Source organism: Olleya sp. 1-3, from assembly GCF_002836085.1.
Lineage (GTDB): Bacteria > Bacteroidota > Bacteroidia > Flavobacteriales > Flavobacteriaceae > Olleya > Olleya namhaensis.
Genome location: NZ_PJBW01000009.1, coordinates 19,507 through 39,278, shown reverse-complemented (window position 1 = coordinate 39,278; position 19,772 = coordinate 19,507). Strand labels below are relative to the sequence as shown.

Below are 19,772 nucleotides of genomic sequence, written 5' to 3'. Positions count from 1 at the left end.
AATACTAAGATTTGTTAGAGAAAGCACAGCAATTACCACAAGTAGAATTAATAGATACAGATTATTTTATTTACTGTCTAGAAGCAGTGGAAGATATAGAAATTGATCAAGTTACAGAAGCACAAAAAAAGCTAGAACAACTAACATTGCAATATGGCATTGCCAGTATTTATAATACCTGCGATACTATTGAAGGATTAGAATCTAGTTTAGATGCATTGGTCTTGGATGATCATAATTTTAAAGACTACGAAATTATTTATTTAGTTATAGAAGGAGAAGCTAATAGCATTTGTTTAAATGACTATTACTACAGTCTACAAGAAATTGCTGAACTTTTTGAAGGGCGTTTAGAAGGTAAAATTTTACATTTCTCAAATGCTAAAGTCACAGATTTAGACGAAGAAGAAGCCCAATACTTTTTAGATATAACTGGCGCAAAAGCAGTTTCTGGGTACGGATATGAAAGTCAAGGAGTAACTAGCTCAAATCTTGACATCGCATTCTTTAATTTATTTAAAGAAGACGATAATATGCTAGATGTAGTGGAAGAGCTGCATCAAAGACATTACAAATTATGCAAACTACTTGATTTTAGAATGTATTATTAAGTTTGAAGTTGTAGTATAGTTTCGGAATAAATGGTCTTTTATTTCTACCATGAACAAATAAAATAAAGAATAACGCTATTTTTTCTTTTTTACATAGTTCAAGCCAATCTTAAAATAAGCATAATCAATTGTTAATTATTTGAATACGAGCTTTGTTTAATTATCTTTGTTAAAGAATAAACAAAACACGAAAGCAATGGAATTAATAAATGAAGCATTAGAATTTGAACATGCAAAAATGAGCCATATGTCTACAAGTGATAGAGTGGTTGCATCAAGAGAAGCAAAGCGTCTAATATTAGCATTAAACGAGATTTACAAAAAATCTAAGGATACAAGTTTAATGGATATCATGAAACGTTTAACTGCTAAGAAGAAAAAAATTGAAAAGCGCTTAATAGGTAGACCTGAATCAGCTTTTTAGATGACGGAACTAAATGTATTAGGTACAGAATTAAAACCCTGTTGTACAAATCCTGCAACAGGGTATTTTAGGGATGGCTATTGTAGAACAATGTTGGAAGATTCAGGAACACATATTATTAGTGCAATAATGACAGCCGAATTCTTAGCCTATACAAAATTAAAAGGCAACGATTTAAGTACGCCAATACCGCATTGGCAATTTCCGGGACTTGTCGCAGGATCAAAATGGTGTTTATGTATATCACGATGGTTACAAGCGGAAAAAGACGGTGTCGCACCTCCTGTTGTACTAGAAAGCACACATCAAAAGGCGTTAGACTATACTTCAATAGACGTATTAAAACAATACCAAGCTAAGGATTAAATCTACATGACTAAATCTTATGGTTAAAACCTACCTCAGATTTGTTTTAGACGCCCAAAAAATAAATACTAGTAATACTAATATAGCAAGGCTTTCAGTTATGTCTTACATACTATATATCTTAAATAATCTATTAACTGTAATCTAGTATTAATTCATTTCCATTTGAAAACCTATCACATTATTTTAATCATTTTCTTAGCAATATCATTTTTGTTTTATGGATACGGATGTTTGTTTTTAGATAAAATGAAATTGGAATTTGTACGTTTTAAATTAAGTGACACCCAACGAAAAATAACAGGAGTTTTACAAATTATCGCAGGAGTTGCACTTCTTCTTAGTTTTATAAGTCCCCTTGTAGGTATTATAGCTACTGGAGGATTAACTATTCAAATGTTTTTAGGATTTATGGTAAGACTAAAAATTAAAGATTCAATTATTTTATCATTACCATCTTTTGTTTTTATGATTTTAAACGGTTACCTATTTGTCCATTTTCTAGCTATCTATAGTTAATTATTGTACTAATGCTACTATTAAAGATAGCGATAAAAATATAAAAGCAGGTAAAGATTTTTTTATAGGATCACCTATTTTTAGGTGCATTAAAATGGCTCCAAGCATTAAGACTGTAATACCTAGTGCTGACGGTATTTCCAATTGAGTATAATAAAATGAGACTAAAAGACCGATTGAAAACAGCACCTTTAAAGTACCAACACACAGCATTACCCATTTAGGTAATCCATAAGCCTTAAATTCATCAGCCATAGTATCAGCATTATTTCCACGCCATGCTGTAGATTTATTAACCCTAAATAACCACACGTTTAGAATACTAAGTGCGATTGCAATTTTGATTATGTTTATTAAATAGTCCATTGAATTAATTTCTAAAGTAATTGTAATTAAATTTATTTTGAAAGTACTGTATTTAACAGTCCTATATTATAGTCTACCGTCTATTGTTTGTATAATTTGTAATGCTGCTTTTTCTCCTGAAAGCATTGCAGCATTTAAAGAACCATTTAGTTGCGTATCTCCAGCAAGGAACACACGATCACTAAATTTTGTATCCGCCGGTAACATGTCATACTTTAAGCCCTCCAATTTTGGTAGTGCATGTGCTATCGCATAATGTTTTAAACAAGAGTTAGTGTCTATTTTACAATACTGCATCAATTCTTGTTTAACACGCATTATTAATGATTCAGAATTTAAACCGTGCGCTTTTACTACAGTAACAGATAACAATTCCTTTTTATTAATTGCATTAGATGGTATGCTAGTATGGTAAAATATATTATTAATTAGCGCATCATTGTCTACAATAAGTCCAATAAGCGGTTTGTCTATCACTCTAATATCTGTTTCAAAATATAATGTATCGCAAGATTTCCATTTAACCTTTGGCTGTTTATTATTACCAGTAAGTTTGCTAGCGTCAGTAGCTATAATTGTAAAATCACTTGTTAATTCTGTATTATCTTCAAGTATAATTTTACCATCCTCCACAGACTCTACTTTGGTGTCAAATTTAAAAGTCGTTTGTTTTAAATTGGCTTTTAGTTGCTTTGGTATCGCTTCAATGCCGTCTTTTGGTAATGCAGCAAAACCTTCACCAAACATTTTGTAAACAAATTCAAACATTCTACTTGATGTTTCTAGATTAGGCTCTAAAAAGATACCACTAAAAAAAGGTTTAAAAAACCGAGTAATCATATCTTCAGAAAACCCAAAATCTGTTAAGTATTGAAGCGTTGTTTGTTCTGTTTTATCAAAAATTTCAGTCAATGCTGCATTTTTTAATAGACTATTTAACTTCAGTATTTTAAATTTGTCTTGTAATGTTCCAATACCCGAAAATAAAGTCGGAAAAAGTAAGGTCATGTTTCTTAAAGGATCTCCAATAGTCTTTTTGCTTCCGTTACTAAAAACGGTAGCGCCAGGTAAAAAATGTTGTAACTCTAAAGCTTCAATATTTAAATATTTTTGAGCACTTGGGTAAGCTGTAAGTAGGACTTGAAATCCATGATCCAATTGATAACCATCAATAATATCTGTTTTTACTCGTCCTCCAACACGATCTGTTGCTTCAATTATAGTTGATTTGTAACCATTATCTTCCAATACTTTAGAAGCTATTAATCCGCTTACTCCAGCACCTATAATATGTATTTTATAATCTTGTTTATTCATATTAAATTTAAAATTACAACAGCATATAATTGACGTTAATTGCTACTGATGTTTATCTTAAAGCAACTTAATCTTCCTTTTTTGTTATTTTAACTGCTCTAATTTTTTCATAATCTCTTCAGCTTCATAAACCTTTTGGTCGCTTAGTTTTCTGTTAGTAGAAGATAAACTATGCGCTTCTTTAGTTAGTTTTTGATATTGATCGTACAACTTGTCTTTTTCAGATTTCTTTTTAAATAATCCAAACATAATGGTAAGTTTTAAGTAGTATTTGTGTTAGTATTATACTTTTTACAGCGTTCTTTAAATCAAAAATCCACTTCAAAATGAAATGGATTTCTGCTATTAACATACCAATCATTAAACCAATAGGAAAGGTTGATAATATTTTTCATAACAATACTTTTTTACAAATATACTTTAAGGTCTTAGTTGTAAACTAATTATTTTGTTTAATTCTTTGTTAAAATGTTTAAACAAAATAATTTATGTAGTCATTTGGTTTTTTTGAATTATTAAGATTTTGAAGCTTTAAAGATTTGAAAATAGGAGAGAGGTGGTAGTTTAATTTGTGATGGTTAAAAGGATGATTTAATTTCTTTGTAAGTCCTTTGTTTTTACTTCTGTTGTTTCAAGGTAAAAGATATTTAACTTAAAACAGTTTGTAATTTATGAATACTTCCAATTAAAAATGTAACAGTAAATAAGTGATAAGAAATTAATTTTAATATTTTTAAATCTTTTAAATAAATCTAATTACCGAATGAAATTTTTAAGACATCTAAATATAATAATCCTTTTGGGATTTGTACAAACCACATTTTCTCAAACGTTTGTTGATGATATTGATAAAGTAGCTGTTGTCGTTATTGATTACTGCGTTAATGAATCTGGCGAGCGTTATAATATTGAAATAAATAAGGAGAAAACCACATATAATAACGAACCTTGGAAACAAGGTTGTCTGCAACATTTTAAAGATGGAACGTTAATTTATCCAATGAAAATGGCAAACCAATGTTGGCAATCTGTTTATTATTTTGTGAATTCCAAATATAAAACTGCGGAATTACAAGCGTCCGATAAAGTAAAATGTAAAGTATTTCATGAAGGTGAATTTAAGTATCAAAATCCAGCATATTCTAATACTAAAATTATTAGAAGAAAGCATAGACAAATTGAAAAAAGTCCAGATAAAGACAAACGACAAGTCTATAAAATTGAATGGATTAAAGATTACATTTATACTTTAAAAACACTTAAACTGCCCTTAGCAAAGGATAAACACAAAATAGGAAGACTCATTTATGTTGAAATCATTGAAATTTTAGATAAAAACACCTATTTGTATAAAGCTTATGAAAAAGAGGATGACAACGTGATTTATGGCATTATAAAAAAAGTATCTTAACTGTAAACATGAAAAACATACTATTTATATGTTCTGCCAATAAGGATAGATCAAAAACTGCCGAAGATTATTTTAGCAAACATTATCCTAATTTATCTTTTGATTCTGCTGGAACTAACAGAAACACCTGTAATAAGCTTGGAACAAACTACATATGTAAAGAACAATTAGATTTAGCTGATCATGTGATTGTTATGGAAAACAAGCATTTACAAGCAATTAAAGACACTTTTGGTAATACTTATTATAATAAAATAACTGTAGTTAACATTAATGATATCTATAAATATGGTTCTAAAGAATTAATAGAAATTCTAAAGGCTAAAGTTATTTTGTAAAATAGCATTTAACAAACTACACATCTAAATTATTCTAACGAAGCCACAATTAGCTTGACATAATTACTATCGATATAAGTCTGCGACATTATATCTGCAATTATGTCAAATATCGCCCAAACGCGCTATTTCGCTAATTGTTGTGAAATGTTCTATAATTTATATTATGTAAAATAGACTTTTTAACAACATATCGTTTACTCTTATTCTTTCGATTTGAATTAGTATCCTATAAAATGTAAAATATGCTAAAAATACTACTACTTCATAAATCGCGTATTTGAAAATAATTGCACAATGGTACAGAATATTCAATTTATAAGAAACATGACATTGTTGTGTATTTTCAATAATTTAAAGTTACTTAAATAAAAAGCATAAAAAAGCCCAACATAATTCTTGGGCTTTTAATTTATATGATGTTTAATTTATAATGTCACCATTAGCTCTAAACTCGACATCCTTGTTTTTTCCTTTTTGTTTAAATTCGACATCATAAAAAGTACCTTTAGATGCGCTTTGTACAAATTCGATTTCAGTAATATCTTCGCTACCAAATTTGTTTTTAATAACGGTTCTGATTGCTTTTGGTAATTCGTCTTTTTTAATACTAGATTCCGTTTCAATCCATTGTCCGTTTGGACTAAAATCTGCACGATACTTTTCGCCTTTTTTCTTAAAGTGAGCTTCGTAGTTATTATGTGCGTCAACTTCCCAATCTGGATCAGTTTCGCCTGGATATTTGTTTTCAAAAGCAGTTTGAACCACATCCGGAACTTGCGCTTTAATTGTATTTTGACAACTAAATATGACTACTGCTATTATTATATATTTTAAATGTTTCATGTTATTATTGGTTTAAGATGTTAATGGAAATAACTTCAATTTCGCTGTAAATGTTATCTTCTGTGGTGTTTTTTAATTTTAAATTAAAGGCATCACCAACATGTAAATTGATATCTAAATTATAGGTATCTAGGACATTACTAGCTTTTAAATCTTCGATAATAATCATATTATCTTTTATATCTGTAAAGTAAAATAGTCGGCCATCATAACCATCATAGCGTACTTGTTTGGTCACCTCTCCTCTATCTTTTTTTGTTTTTGTATGGTCTGAATTTATAACTATTGTTGATGCAAAAAACAGACTGATTATAATACTTATTAGTTTCATAATTTATGTTTTAAAGGGTTACTATTCTGTTTTACAAAGATGGCAACAACCAGCAGTAATTGCATTATACAATTTTAGGAGACCGTTATAAGATTCACATTTAAATGGTTAAAGCGCACAAAAAAGCCCAACATAACTGTTGGGCTTTAAAGCACTATATTAGGTAATAGACGTTAGATCTTATTTCCATAAATATCAAGTTGTACAACAGGTTTCCCTAATTGCTTTACTTCTTCAAATTGTGTGGCTTTATCACCAACAATTAAATAAACCATTTCAGACTCGTTTAAATATTGGTCAATAATAGCTTTGTAATCCGCTAAAGTCATATTAATTAACTCGTCTTGATCGTTATCCAGAAAGTTATCCGATTTATTATACTTGCTAATCTCTCTTAAAATACTTAATTGTGCACCTAAACTTTCATAAGCTCTGGTGTTTCCTTTCAAGATTTTATTCTTTGTTAATTCTACTTCAGTATCAGTAAAGTCGTCTTTGTAATTAGTTACCATGTCTTTAATAATCTCTAACGATTTTAAAGTTGCATTGGCACGGACACTAGATCTGATTGCAAATGGGCTAACTGCTTGACGTGAAGCAATACTAGAATAAGCACCATAGGTATACCCTTTTCCAATTCTTAAGGTTTGGAATAATTTTCCGCTAGAACCACCACCTAAAATTTCGTTAGCAAAATCAAGGTTGTTTGCGTTTTTATCTGTTCCTGATAACGCTAATTTACCAATATAAACTACTGATTGTTTAGCATCTGGTACATCTACAAAGTATAACGTCCCTCCTGTTCCGTTATCCGTAACATCCATTTTTGGTAAAGTAACTGCGTCACCTTGCCATACTTTTAAAGGACTTAAAGCACTAATAGTTTGCGCTTTATTAATGGCACCTGCAATATGAAATGTTGCAGTTTTTGGTGATAAGTTTTTGTAATACGCTTTTAAATCGTCCATAGTTATCGCTGCAGTACTCTTTAAAGTACCAGAGCCATTAATTCCGAAACGATGACTGTCACCATATATTAATTGATTAAAGACGTTAGAAGCTATGGCATTAGGATTTGCTTCGCTACCTTTTAAACCTGTTTCTAAAGCTTGTTTTAATCTTGTAAACTCTTTAGCATCCCAACGAGGTTCTAAAATAATCTCTTTAACTAGCTTAATAGTCTCGTCTAAGTTTTTTGTTAAACACGATCCCGTAATATGAAAATCTTCATTGGCACTATACATATTGATACTAGCACCAAGTAAACCAATCGCTTCCTCTAAATCTGCTGCTGTTTTAGATTTTGTACCCTGCATCATTAAATCGCTAAATAGGCTAGCAACCCCTTCTTTTCCTTTAGGATCTAATAACTGACCACCAGGAATAGTAATGTCAAATTGTACTAATGGCACCTCATTGTTTTCGATACCATATAATGCCATTCCGTTATCTAAATCGCCTTTCCAAATGGTTGGTGATTTAAAGACTGGTAATTTTCCAAATCCAGGTTCGCTTCTATCATGTTTGCTAGGTGTTTTTTCGTAAACTGCTTCTTCACCTTGGCTTACTTCTTCATTGGCAACATCCTTTTTAACTTCTTCAATCCAAACGGTTGCTTCCTTACTATCTGCAATAGCTAGGTCTAATTGCCCTTTTGGCACTACACTTGTCATAACATAGTTTTGACCTTTAATATACTTGTTATACACACGCATTACATCCGCAGCAGTAACTGCATTAGTTAACTTAGCACGTTCTGTAATAAAACTAGGGTCACCATTAAACTCATTATCCTGTACTAACTGGAATGCTTTGTTTAAAACAGTACTAACCCCTTGGTATAAACCTGTTTCAAGTTCGGCTTTGATACGCTTTAAATCGTCTGTATTAACACCATTAGTTTCAAATTTAGTTAAACCAGCATCTATAGCGGCTTTAACTTGATCTAAGTCCGTCCCTGCGTTAGCACGTACTCTAAACACAAACTCTCCAGCCAACTCACTACTATTTTGGTAGGTTCCAACACGAGGTGCTAGTTTTTGTTCTTCGACTAATACATTATATAAAGGTGATTTTTTACTACCACTTAGCAATTCGCCTAAAATATCTAAAGCATAACTATCAGCATCATAATTTTTTACTGTTGGGTATACCATACGTACCTCAGGTAACTTGGCAAAGTTGTCTTCAAAATATAACGATTTTGTGTTTTCTAAAACCACAGGTGCTATATTTTGCTCTTCTACATCTGGTCCGCTCGGGATTTCTCCAAACCACTGCGCTACTAGTTTTTTAGTTTCGGCAATGTCAATATCTCCAGCAATTACTAGAGAGGCGTTTTTAGCACCATAATATTGTTTGTAAAACTCTTTTACATCAGCAACAGTTGCAGCTTGTAAATCTGGCAATGCACCAATTACAGTCCAGTTATATGGATGTCCTTGAGGATATAAGTTTTTTCTAATAATCTCATCCGTGTAACCATAAGCTGCGTTATCAACACGTTGACGTTTTTCGTTTTTAACCACTTGCTTTTCACGTTCTAGAGCAGCTTCTGTTACCGTATTAATCATGTAACCAAAACGGTCTGAATCAATCCACATAATTTTTTCAAAAGCATCCTTTGGTACCACTTCATAATACACAGTATAGTCATTAGAAGTCCCTCCATTACGACTTCCACCCCATTCTGGAATCATTTTACGATTGGCACCTACCGGAACGTTTTCGGAATCATTAAAAGACATGTGCTCAAAAAAGTGAGCAAAGCCTGTTTTACCTGGTTTTTCTCGGTTAGAACCAACGTGCATTAGGGTTGCTACAGCAACTATTGGATCAGAATGGTCTTCATGAAGGATTACTTCTAAACCATTATCGAGTGTAAATTTTTCATAATCGATTTTAAAATCGGCAGTCTTCTCTACTCCTGAAGTACCAGAATCTCCACAAGAGACTAAAGCTAAACCAGTTAGTAGAATTAAAGATTTAATTGTACGCATTACTTATAGTTTTATTTGATTGTGCCCTAAAGATAGCCATTAATTTTTTGTCTTAAAATTTTAATAAATACGTTAAAAGGAAACCTATTTTTACTATCTTTAGGTAAATATAAAATTTAAGAATATGGATATTAATTTTGAATATGACGAGGTAAAAGCAAGTGAAGAGTTGGAGCAATTTACTGCAGAAAAAATCCAAAAATTGTTTAATAAATACGAATTTATAGTACGTGCGGACGTATTTTTTAAATTAGAAAATACAAGTGACGATAAATCTGGGAAAATTGCGGGAATTAGGTTAAGTGCTCCTGGACCAAGATTATATGCTGAAGAAAGTAAAGACACACTACATAAAAGTGTTAGTGAGGTTGTCAACCAATTAGAAAGACAACTTTCTAAACGTAAAGGAAAAATGAATGCACATTAGTAGTATTATAATTGATAAAAAAAAGCAACTCTATTCGAGTTGCTTTTTTTATGCTTTAGTTTTTGGTGAAGCAGAAAAGTTTAGTGCAATTATTATATAGAAAAATAACAACCCGGAGGATTTGCCTTAAACGCGAATCTGTTTTAAAGATCTTGTACAAAAAAACACGCTAACTATGGTTATATTAAACCTGTAGTTAGCGTGTTTTGATTATTATATAATCGGGTTACTATACTTACACCGATAATTGTTTGAATTTAATCCCTAAAGTAGATTCTACCTTTTTAAGGTCATTACGCTCACTACTTAAAATCAACGCAATAGATTCTCCTTTTTTACCAGCTCTTGCTGTACGTCCACTTCTGTGCGTGTAATACTCAATATGTTCTGGTAATTGGTGGTGCATTACAAAAGCTAAATCATTTACATCTATTCCTCTTGCAGACACATCTGTAGATATTAATAATTGTAACGTTGTATTTTTAAACGCACGCATTACTTTATCACGTTCTCTTTGTTGCATATCTCCTTCTAAAGCACCAACATTAAACCCTTCGGTTTCTAATTGGTGTCTTAATGCTTGCGCACCAGCCTTAGTTTTAGTAAATATAATACCACGTTGGTCTTCTCTTTCTTCTAATAATCGGATTAAAGCCGATGCTTTTTCGTGTACTGAGGTTTCAACAAAAAAGTGAGATATATTTTGATTAACAATACTACTTCTGTCTATTTCTAAACGTACTGCTTCATCTGCGATATAACGCTTTACAATCTCTTTTAAATCGTCAGACATCGTAGCACTAAATAACCACGTGTTTTTTGGACCTGCTACAGAACTTAAGATTGTTGTTAAATCGTTTTTAAAACCCATGCTTAGCATTTCATCAGCTTCATCTAAAACAATAGTTTTAACATCTGTTAATTTTACTGCTCCACGATTAACCAAATCTACTAAACGACCAGGAGTCGCCACAATAATATGTGTTGTTCTAGCTACATTTTTAAGTTGAATATCAATTTTTTCGCCACCATAAACACCTTCTAAGAAGATTTTAGTATCGTTATATTTGATATACTTAAACAGTTGCTTTTTAATTTGTTGTACTAACTCTCTGGTTGGTGCAATAATTAAAGCCTGTACTGTATCCTTTTTAGGATTTATTTTATGTAATAAAGGTAATCCAAAAGCAGCGGTTTTACCAGTTCCTGTTTGCGCCAATCCGATAAAATCAGTTGACTTTTTTAGTAACGTTGGTATGGCTTGTGCCTGAATATCTGTAGGTGTTTTAATACCTAATTCCTTTAGTGATTTTATATAGTTTTTATCTAAACCTAGATCTTTAAAAGTCATAATTAATAGTAATTAGTCTATAGTTATTTTAATGTATTTACAAAAGTAAGCAACTGCAAACTGCGACTGAATACTGTCAAATGTATTTTATTCTTCTGGTGGAAAACCATTGATCTCTTCAAAAACCTGATCAAAATTAGTACGTAAATACGCATTTAATTTTTTACGGTAATCGTCTTTTAACCATTCTACAAAGTTATAAGTACTTTTACTAATACACTTTGTATAACGCGAAATACGGTAATCTATATCGTCTCCTAAAAGCTTAGCTAATGCTAATGCATCCCAAAGATCCTCACTGTTTTCTGTACAAATATGTGCATGGTGTTGGATCGAACGTTCTAATACTACTTTAGAGCTTTCTCCTGCTCTAATACTATCAATATAGCATTTTTTAATATCAAAATACACCTGCTCAGACTTTTTGAATTGCTCACGCAACTCGTCCGGCATTTCATATCTAAAGTTATTCTCAAGCTCTTCATCACTTAAAATTCCATCTAAGTAATAATTTGGAGAACGGAATATTTTATGCCAATCTAAATCACTTCCCCATGGTCCAAAACGGTGTAGGTTGTTACCTAAATCTATAACAACAAACTTGTTTTTATCTTTTAATATACGTGATCCACGACCAATCATTTGGTAATACAATGTTAATGATTTGGTTGCTCTGTTAAGCATAATACAATCTACTGTAGGCTCATCAAAACCAGTAGTTAAAATACTTACAGACGTTAAAATGGCATCCGGTGTTTCTTTAAACCATTTTAGGATGGCTTTACGTTCCTTTTTTGTATTGTTATTATCTAAATGTGCTACGGGATAACCACCGCGTTTAAACGTGTCATACACGTGTAAAGAGGTATTAATACCGTTATTAAATATTAGTGTTTTTTTACCTTTACAACGTTCTTCATAAGCTTGGATAAGCTTAGTTAACATATCTGTATTGGTATATAAATCTTCAGAAGATTTTACGGTATAATCACCGTTTGCTCCAACAACTAAAGAAGTTAATCCTACGTTATAAGAGAAAATTTCGGCACGAGCCAAAAACTCATTAGCAATTAAAGAGTGGATTGTTTCTCCAACAATAAGTTCGTTATAGTTATCCTTCATTGGAAGGTTAATATTACTACTTAAAGGTGTTGCTGTTACCCCAAGGATAAACGATTTCTCAAAAAACTTAAATAACTTAGTAAAACTGTTATAATGCGCTTCATCAATAATAACTAAACCTATGTCTGAAATATCTAGTTTATTATCCGTCAAACGGTTATTAAGTGTTTCTACCATTGCCACAAAGCAATTAAAATCGCCTTGATCACTTAAATCTGCTTTACTATCTACAATTTTATTACTTACACCAAACTCGGTAAGCATTTTAGACGTTTGTCTACAAAGCTCAATACGGTGGGTCATAACAAGCACTTGCTTTTTATGCGTCTTTAAGTATTGTCTAACAATTTCAGAGAAAATTACCGTCTTACCACCACCCGTTGGTAATTGGTATAACAAGTGATAATCTTCTTGTGCTTCTTCAAAACATTTAAAAATCTTATCAATAGCCCCTTTTTGGTAGCTATAAAGACTTTTTCCTTCTGTGCGTTCTTGTAATTCTAGGGTTTTAACAGACATTAATTAAGTGTAAATTTTTAGATTTTAAGATGTGCAAAAATACAACGAATTAAAGGGTTTCAACGAATAATATGTAAAAAAAATTATTATGTCTACTTTTACACCTTACTATGAGTCATAATTCAGATCTTTTTCAAGCCCAATTTAGTGGCTTTTATAATACACCCCATTTATTTTATTCTGAAATTTTCGGAATACAACCCTTTGTAAAACAATTAGATAAAACGTTTGTGTTTAATCGTGATGTCAGGCCTAACATAAGACTAGGGCAGCGTGTCGAGCAATTTGTGTTTGAAGAGTTAAATCAGTTTGAATCCATTCAGGTTATAGCAGAAAACATACAAATCCAAGAAAATGCAAACCATACTATAGGCGAATTGGACTGCTTATTTCTAGATGAAACGATGCCATTTCATCTAGAAATACAGTTTAAATACTACTTATATGATGCTACTTTAGGTCCTAAAGAAATTGATTGTTTAATTGGACCAATGCGTCGTGACTCGTTATTAGAAAAACTGAATAAACTAAAAATAAAACAGCTTCCCCTACTCTTTAACCCTGCGACTAAACCATTATTGGAGTCTTTAAATTTAGAAAGCAATACCGTAAAACAACTAATCTATTTTAAAGCGCAAATTTTTGTGCCTTACGGAACTTCTGTTACGTTTAAAACCATAAATAACGACTGTATTTATGGGTTTTATTTTAATTACAAAGCGTTACCTGAGTTTTCTAACTGTAAGTTTTTTAAACCTGAAAAGACAGATTGGTTATTAGATTTAGATGTTAATGTAAATTGGCAAACTTTAGAACAAATCACCCCACAATTAACTATTTACGAAACCGAAAAATATGCGCCTTTATTATGGTTAAAATTCCCTAATGGGGAATTAACAAAATGTTTTGTAGTCCCTTGGTAATACAATTTAATAGTGCAAAATAATAAAATTGACATTCTAAATTCTTATTAGCGAATGTTGTAGCCTTGTTAAAAGTATTAGTTGACTCACTCAAACTTTAGGTTGACTCATTGGTCTTAATTTTTGTTTGTATTTACGATAGCTTCGTAAAAAACAACGTTATGAAAAATATATTTACACTATGCATCTTAATGCTAACCACATTGGTTACCGCACAAACTGAAGTACCTTCAAAAATAGAAGCCGTAAAAGTATTTAAAAGCAATGCTGAGATAAAAAGAGAAGCGTCATTTACAACCAAAATAGGACGACAAGATATTGTGTTAACCGGTATTTCTACAAGTATAAATCCTTCTAGTTTGCAGGTTTTGTTTAATAATTCTAACACAGTATTGATCTCTGCCAAATATGAAACTAATTATTTAGTCTCAAAACCAAACAACAAAGAGATTGAAACCTTAAAAACACAATTAGAGGCTTTAAATAGTAATTTACTATGGATGTCACACCAACGCAATAGCTTACTTGGTATGGAGCAAATACTTAATAAAAATCAAGATCTAGGTTCTGGAAATTCTAGCTTTACACCACAACAAGTTTTAGAGTTAAGTAATGTGTATCGTGCTAAATATTTAGAGATAAAAAAAGAACTGATTGCATTAGAAACATCAGAAAAACCTATTAGAGCACAAGCTATAAAGTTAAACCAGCAATTAAAAGAGCTTAGCGCAGAATTTGATAAACCTAGTGGTAACATCGTATTACAAATAGAATCTAAACAAGTAGAAAAAGTAGTTTTAGATTGTAAATATAGTGTTGGTAATGTTGGGTGGAAACCTTTATATGACTTAAGGTCAGAAGGAATTACCGAAAAAGTTAGCCTAACATACAAAGCAGGAATTTATCAAAATACAGGTTTAGATTGGAACGATGTAACATTAACTATTAGTACCGGGAATCCATCACAAAACAACGATAGACCTATTTTAAATCCATTATATGCTAACATCTATTATCAAAAACAATTTAAGAAAGAACAAGATGCTGCTATGGAAGAAGTTGAAGTTATAAATATAGCCTATAGACAAAAATCTAACGGGTATGTTGACCAATCAAGTGTCTCTGAAAATCAATTAACTATTGACTTTAATATTCTAAGTAAACGCACCATTGTTAGTGATGGAAAACAAAATTTAGTTGCACTACAAGCATTTGATTTAAATACAGATTACATCTATCACACGGTTCCTAAATTAGATAGAGGTGCCTTTTTACTAGCTAAAATAACGGATTGGAGTCAGTATAATTTAGTTGCTGGACAAGCTAATATCTTTTTTGAAGGTGCTTTTGTGGGGACTACTTTTATTAATCCAGAAGTAACAGCTAAAGCATTATTGATATCTATGGGACGTGATAACAGTATTATTGTGGAGCGCACACCTATAAAAGATTATAGGTCTTCTAAATTTATTGCCAGTAATACTAAAGAAACTATTGGCTATGATATTGTTGTAAAAAACAAAAAAGGAACACCAATTACTATCGAAATTTTAGATCAGATACCTGTCTCTAAAAACAAAAATGTCCAAGTGGTTTTAGAAGAAAAAGGTCAAGCTGAATATACTGAGGATGTGGGTAAACTATTATGGACATTACAGGTTGGTGCAAGAGAAACCGTTGTAAATTCGTTTATGTACAGTATTAAATATCCAAAAAATGATACAGTAACAGGGATAAAATAAGTTTTAAGGCTTTATTAAGCAGAATGAAAAGCCCCTTTTTGGGGCTTTTTCGTTTTTTTAAATTAATTTTGTGAAACACTTATATGTTACAATTACTTTTGACCTTTAAATGGAGTTAAACAGCGTATCATTTATCTAAACGTAAACTTATAGCACCCTTTGTTTTATTAATGAAAAAGCATAAAAACATTAGATCGTTTACCATAATTACACTATTAATTATACAAATGGTGTTTTTATTTATGATAGCTAAAGAAAAATACGAAGCTTCTAATTTTACAATACTGTTTTATATTATCGTTATTACTGTTGCTGTGTTTTTTGCTTATCGATATTTGGATTTACACCATGATACTTACGATTACGAGAAAATAGGAGTTGCTATTTGGGTGCCTATTGGCGCAGTGTTTTGTTACGGACTAAACATTCATCTTGGTTTTAGTAGTGTTTTATCTGCCGGAATTACAGGCACTTTAGCTTCATTTGTTCCTGTATTGAATAAGCAATCCATGTACATAAAAAAAATACCAGGTGCCATATATTGTGGTGCTTTTGTTGGTATGTCTAGTGCTGAAATCACTCCGACAATAACATTTGTAATAGTTGCAGGATTAATTACTGGGGGGCTTTTTATGTTGTCTAAAAATTTATTCTTGGGTATTGGTGGTAAGTTAGGTGCATTAGCATTTGCTGGCGTTTCTATGGTTTCATTACTTTATTATTTATTTATATGAATTTAATAATTTTAGCTATAACCGGAATACTTGGCGCGACATTAACTTATTATGTTAGTGAGGAGCTAAATCAGGGCGCTGTTAGGGCATCCGCTGTTTTAGCTCTAATTGTTGGCCTGTTTTTTTACTGGTTTCCAAACGTGCTAAGCAGTTACTTTACCAATACAATTCCTATTGTTTTTATCGGAACATCTTTTATCGGCATGGCTTCGCCGAAAGGCTCAAAAAACTATTTATTATTAGCTATCGCTGGTGTATTTTTTAGTGTAATTTACGTTAATAAAAGCCACTTTTTTAATGGATACGGTGGCGCTTTAGGAACTTTAGCTTTTATAACTTTAATTGCAACTATGGCGTGTTTTAACTGGTATGCTAATAAAACCAAAATAACACAACGAATTGTACTTATTAAAAACAAGATTTTTAATCGTAATAAATAACTAAATTTCTGTGATTACTTGAACAAAAACGGGCTTAAAAAGGTTTCGTTAATAACTCCTTACAAAACCCTTTCATTACCTTAACAAATTCACTTATTTTGCAACTCTAAATTTAGTCGTAAAAAGTGTCATTCTCATTTAAATGATCCAATACATTTGTTGGTTTTCAAGAATGTTACACGCGTCTTTTTTAAAATAATAGATACCACCACATGAAAGTCTGTATTGCCGAGAAACCAAGTGTAGCAAGAGAAATTGCGCAAGTATTAGGTGCCAACACAAAGCGTGATGGTTACTATGAGGGTAATGGGTACGCAGTAACTTATACGTTTGGCCATTTATGTACTTTAAAAGAACCAAACGACTATAAACCGTATTGGAAAAGTTGGGATTTAAACAACTTACCAATGCTTCCTGAAAAATTTGAAACTAAAGTTACCAAAGATTCAGGAATCCAAAAGCAATTTAGAATTGTAAAAAGCTTATTTGATAAAGCAGATGTAGTTATAAATTGTGGGGATGCCGGGACAGAAGGAGAATTAATACAACGTTGGGTTTTAGATCAAGCTAGTTATAAAGGAGAAGTGCAACGCCTTTGGATTAGCTCTCTAACAACAGAAGCTATTAAAGAAGGCTTTTTGAAGTTAGAACCGAGTTCTAAATATGATAATTTGTACTATGCTGGGTTTTCAAGAGCAATTGGAGATTGGCTTTTAGGTATGAATGCCACACGTTTGTATACTGTTAAATATGGTGGTTACAAACAAGTATTAAGTGTTGGGCGCGTACAAACACCAACCTTAGCAATGGTAGTAAACCGTTGGAAAGAAATCGAAAATTTTAAGCCCCAACCCTATTGGGAACTGCAAACCATGTATCGTGACACCTTATTTAGTTATGAGGAAGGGCGATTTTTAAAAATGGAAGATGGTGAGAAGTTAGCCAATATTGTAAAAGCACATGATTTTGAAATTGTGTCAATTACAAAGAAAAAGGGTAATGAATATGCGCCAAAACTATTCGATTTAACAGGGTTGCAGGTCTATTGTAATACAAAATTTGGATTTTCGGCAGACGAAACTTTAAAAATAGTACAGAAATTGTACGAAATGAAAGTGGTCACCTATCCAAGAGTAGATACTACGTTTTTACCAAATGATATTTATCCAAAAGTAGCAGGGATTTTAAAAAACCTAACTAAATACGCGACATTAACTGCTCCAGTTTTAACAAAGAAGATAAAAAAATCAAAAAAAGTTTTTGATGATGCAAAGGTTACGGATCACCACGCGATTATACCAACGGGGGTCCAAAGTAATTTGCAATACAATCAGCAACAAGTGTATGATATTATTACACGTCGTTTTATTGCTGTGTTTTATGACGATTGTAAAGTGGCAAATACCACAGTTATTGGTAAAGCCGAAAGTGTAAACTTTAAAACTACAGGTAAAGAAATATTAGAAAAAGGATGGCGTGTTGTGTTTGAAACTAAAGACAGTTCTAGCCGTGAAACTGGTCTTTTACCAACGTTTGTAAAAGGCGAAAAAGGACCACACGAACCTAGTTTTTTAGAAAAACAAACCAAGCCACCAAATCAATTTACAGAAGCCACCTTATTACGTGCAATGGAAACAGCAGGTAAGCAAGTGGATGATGATGAGTTGCGAGATTTGATGAAAGAAAACGGTATTGGAAGACCTTCTACCCGTGCCAATATTATCGAGACATTATTTAGACGTAAATATATAAAACGTAATAAAAAGCAAGTACTACCAACTGTAACAGGTATTCAGTTGATTGATATTATTAGAAATGATTTATTAAAATCGGCAGAACTGACTGGTCTTTGGGAAAAACAGCTAAAAGATATAGAGAAAGGCGAATATTCTGCTTCAGCATTCATAAAAAACATGAAGCATATGGTAGATCAATTGGTCTACGAAGTGCGAAGCGAAAAAGTAGAAGCCAAAATTAGTTACACTAATAACAAATCTGAAAAAGCAACCAAAGCTAAACCAAAAGCTAAAGCTAGTGCTAAAGCTAGTGCTAAAGGCATTGTTGGAAAAGCATGCCCTAAATGTAAAGCAGGACAGATTTTAAAAGGAAAAAGCGCCTATGGATGCACTAACTATGGTAAGACATGTGATTTTGTGCTTCCTTTTAGTTTTGGTGAAAAGACTATATCCGAAAACCAGTACAAACGTTTATTAGATAAAGGATCTACAGTAAATTTGAAAGGTTTTAAGATTAATGATACTTCTGTTGAAGGTTTGCTACGTTTTGACGATAATTTTAAATTGAAGTTAGAGCCTAAGCAAACTAAAGCGACTAATACTACAGATGACAAAACGTGTCCTAAGTGTAAAAAAGGAACTATTATTAAAGGTAAAACAGCTTATGGTTGTAGTGCCTACAAAACGGGTTGCGATTTTAGATTTAGTTATGATTTGATTCGTGAAAAGGCTAATGGGCAACCTTTAACTAAAGATTTAGTGTTTCAGATTTTGAATGGTTAGTGGGGTTTGAATATGGATATTTTTTATAACGTGGATTCTGCGTCGTAGCGCAGAATGACAAACGAGATGATTAAACTATGGAAACGAAGCTAACATTTCGATAAACACAACGTCACTTCGAGTGATTTTGAAGTATGAAAAATTGTATCGAGAAGCATATTGAACGCAATGTTTGTAATAGTAACTAGAGGAATTAAAAGTGGATTCTGCGTCGAAGCGCAGAATGACAAACGAGATGATTAAGCTATGGAAACAAAGCTATCATTTCGATAAACACAACGTCACTTCGAGTGATTTTGAAGTATGAAAAATTGTATAGAGAAGCACATTAAACGATCTGTTTGTAATAGTAACTAGAGGAATTAAAAGTGGATTCTGCGTCGAAGCGTAGAATGACAAACGAGATGATTAAACTATGGAAACAAAGCTAACATTTCGATAAACACAACGTCACTTCGAGTGAATTT

General features: G+C 31.8%; 20 protein-coding genes. 12 read left to right on the top strand and 8 right to left on the bottom strand.

The window, feature by feature from the left end; translation table 11 throughout:
- Positions 1-11 precede the first annotated feature (11 nt).
- The 4 genes from CXF54_RS10740 to CXF54_RS10725 all read left to right on the top strand — a co-directional run bounded on the left by CXF54_RS10740 (position 12) and on the right by CXF54_RS10725 (position 1,920).
- Entirely contained in the window at positions 12-611 is a 600-nt protein-coding gene (locus CXF54_RS10740) for a DUF6642 family protein (protein ID WP_101203535.1), read from the top strand.
- A gap of 196 nt (positions 612-807) precedes the next feature.
- Entirely contained in the window at positions 808-1,035 is a 228-nt protein-coding gene (locus CXF54_RS10735) for a hypothetical protein (protein WP_090840810.1), read from the top strand.
- Positions 1,036-1,401 (top strand): DUF2237 family protein, encoded by a 366-nt coding sequence (locus CXF54_RS10730; protein ID WP_101203534.1) that lies wholly within the window; start codon positions 1,036-1,038, stop codon positions 1,399-1,401.
- Positions 1,402-1,566: 165 nt separating this feature from the next.
- Entirely contained in the window at positions 1,567-1,920 is a 354-nt protein-coding gene (locus tag CXF54_RS10725) for a DoxX family protein (RefSeq protein WP_101203533.1), read from the top strand.
- Here CXF54_RS10725 and CXF54_RS10720 read toward each other — a convergent pair whose 3' ends face one another.
- From CXF54_RS10720 to CXF54_RS15710, 3 genes are all read right to left on the bottom strand, one after another.
- Complete coding sequence (locus tag CXF54_RS10720) at positions 1,921-2,286, bottom strand: DoxX family protein (RefSeq protein WP_101203532.1); 366 nt, start codon at positions 2,284-2,286, stop codon at positions 1,921-1,923.
- A gap of 66 nt (positions 2,287-2,352) precedes the next feature.
- On the bottom strand, positions 2,353-3,603 hold the full coding sequence (locus CXF54_RS10715) for an NAD(P)/FAD-dependent oxidoreductase (protein ID WP_101203531.1): 1,251 nt from the start codon (positions 3,601-3,603) through the stop codon (positions 2,353-2,355).
- Positions 3,604-3,687: 84 nt separating this feature from the next.
- Positions 3,688-3,852 (bottom strand): Lacal_2735 family protein, encoded by a 165-nt coding sequence (locus CXF54_RS15710; RefSeq protein ID WP_157823435.1) that lies wholly within the window; start codon positions 3,850-3,852, stop codon positions 3,688-3,690.
- A 514-nt stretch (positions 3,853-4,366) separates the two neighbouring features.
- Here CXF54_RS15710 and CXF54_RS10710 point away from each other — a divergent pair.
- Positions 4,367-5,014, top strand: a complete 648-nt coding sequence (locus tag CXF54_RS10710; protein ID WP_101203530.1) for a hypothetical protein — start codon at positions 4,367-4,369, stop codon at positions 5,012-5,014.
- An 8-nt stretch (positions 5,015-5,022) separates the two neighbouring features.
- A complete protein-coding gene (locus tag CXF54_RS10705) occupies positions 5,023-5,352 on the top strand; it encodes a phosphotyrosine protein phosphatase (protein WP_101203529.1) in 330 nt (109 codons plus the stop codon).
- Positions 5,353-5,775: 423 nt separating this feature from the next.
- Here CXF54_RS10705 and CXF54_RS10700 read toward each other — a convergent pair whose 3' ends face one another.
- From CXF54_RS10700 to CXF54_RS10690, 3 genes are all read right to left on the bottom strand, one after another.
- On the bottom strand, positions 5,776-6,198 hold the full coding sequence (locus CXF54_RS10700) for a PepSY-like domain-containing protein (protein ID WP_101203528.1): 423 nt from the start codon (positions 6,196-6,198) through the stop codon (positions 5,776-5,778).
- Positions 6,199-6,202: 4 nt separating this feature from the next.
- Positions 6,203-6,529: a hypothetical protein gene (locus tag CXF54_RS10695; protein ID WP_090840794.1), complete on the bottom strand. Its 327-nt coding sequence runs from the start codon at positions 6,527-6,529 to the stop codon at positions 6,203-6,205.
- A 173-nt stretch (positions 6,530-6,702) separates the two neighbouring features.
- Complete coding sequence (locus CXF54_RS10690) at positions 6,703-9,528, bottom strand: M16 family metallopeptidase (RefSeq protein ID WP_101203527.1); 2,826 nt, start codon at positions 9,526-9,528, stop codon at positions 6,703-6,705.
- A gap of 124 nt (positions 9,529-9,652) precedes the next feature.
- On the opposite strand from CXF54_RS10690, the gene hpf reads away from it, so the two are divergent.
- Entirely contained in the window at positions 9,653-9,955 is a 303-nt protein-coding gene (gene hpf / locus CXF54_RS10685; RefSeq protein ID WP_101203526.1) for a ribosome hibernation-promoting factor, HPF/YfiA family, read from the top strand.
- Between the two features lie 235 nt (positions 9,956-10,190).
- On the opposite strand, the gene CXF54_RS10680 is transcribed toward hpf, so the two are convergent.
- Both CXF54_RS10680 and CXF54_RS10675 read right to left on the bottom strand, forming a co-directional pair.
- Positions 10,191-11,309 (bottom strand): DEAD/DEAH box helicase, encoded by a 1,119-nt coding sequence (locus tag CXF54_RS10680; RefSeq protein WP_090840776.1) that lies wholly within the window; start codon positions 11,307-11,309, stop codon positions 10,191-10,193.
- Positions 11,310-11,393: 84 nt separating this feature from the next.
- A complete protein-coding gene (locus tag CXF54_RS10675; RefSeq protein WP_101203525.1) occupies positions 11,394-12,947 on the bottom strand; it encodes a DEAD/DEAH box helicase in 1,554 nt (517 codons plus the stop codon).
- 110 nt (positions 12,948-13,057) lie between these two features.
- Between CXF54_RS10675 and CXF54_RS10670 the strand changes: the two genes are divergently transcribed.
- The 5 genes from CXF54_RS10670 (at position 13,058) to CXF54_RS10650 (ending at position 19,305) form a co-directional block, all read left to right on the top strand.
- A complete protein-coding gene (locus CXF54_RS10670) occupies positions 13,058-13,870 on the top strand; it encodes a DUF1853 family protein (RefSeq protein ID WP_101203524.1) in 813 nt (270 codons plus the stop codon).
- 161 nt (positions 13,871-14,031) lie between these two features.
- Positions 14,032-15,612 carry a DUF4139 domain-containing protein gene (locus tag CXF54_RS10665; protein WP_101203523.1) on the top strand — a complete coding sequence of 527 codons (1,581 nt, stop codon included), beginning with the start codon at positions 14,032-14,034 and terminating at the stop codon, positions 15,610-15,612.
- A 170-nt stretch (positions 15,613-15,782) separates the two neighbouring features.
- Positions 15,783-16,346, top strand: a complete 564-nt coding sequence (locus tag CXF54_RS10660) for a hypothetical protein (protein WP_101203522.1) — start codon at positions 15,783-15,785, stop codon at positions 16,344-16,346.
- Positions 16,343-16,786 (top strand): hypothetical protein, encoded by a 444-nt coding sequence (locus CXF54_RS10655; protein ID WP_101203521.1) that lies wholly within the window; start codon positions 16,343-16,345, stop codon positions 16,784-16,786. Before CXF54_RS10660 ends, CXF54_RS10655 begins: the two co-directional genes overlap by 4 nt.
- A gap of 212 nt (positions 16,787-16,998) precedes the next feature.
- On the top strand, positions 16,999-19,305 hold the full coding sequence (locus tag CXF54_RS10650) for a type IA DNA topoisomerase (RefSeq protein WP_101203520.1): 2,307 nt from the start codon (positions 16,999-17,001) through the stop codon (positions 19,303-19,305).
- Positions 19,306-19,772 lie beyond the last annotated feature (467 nt).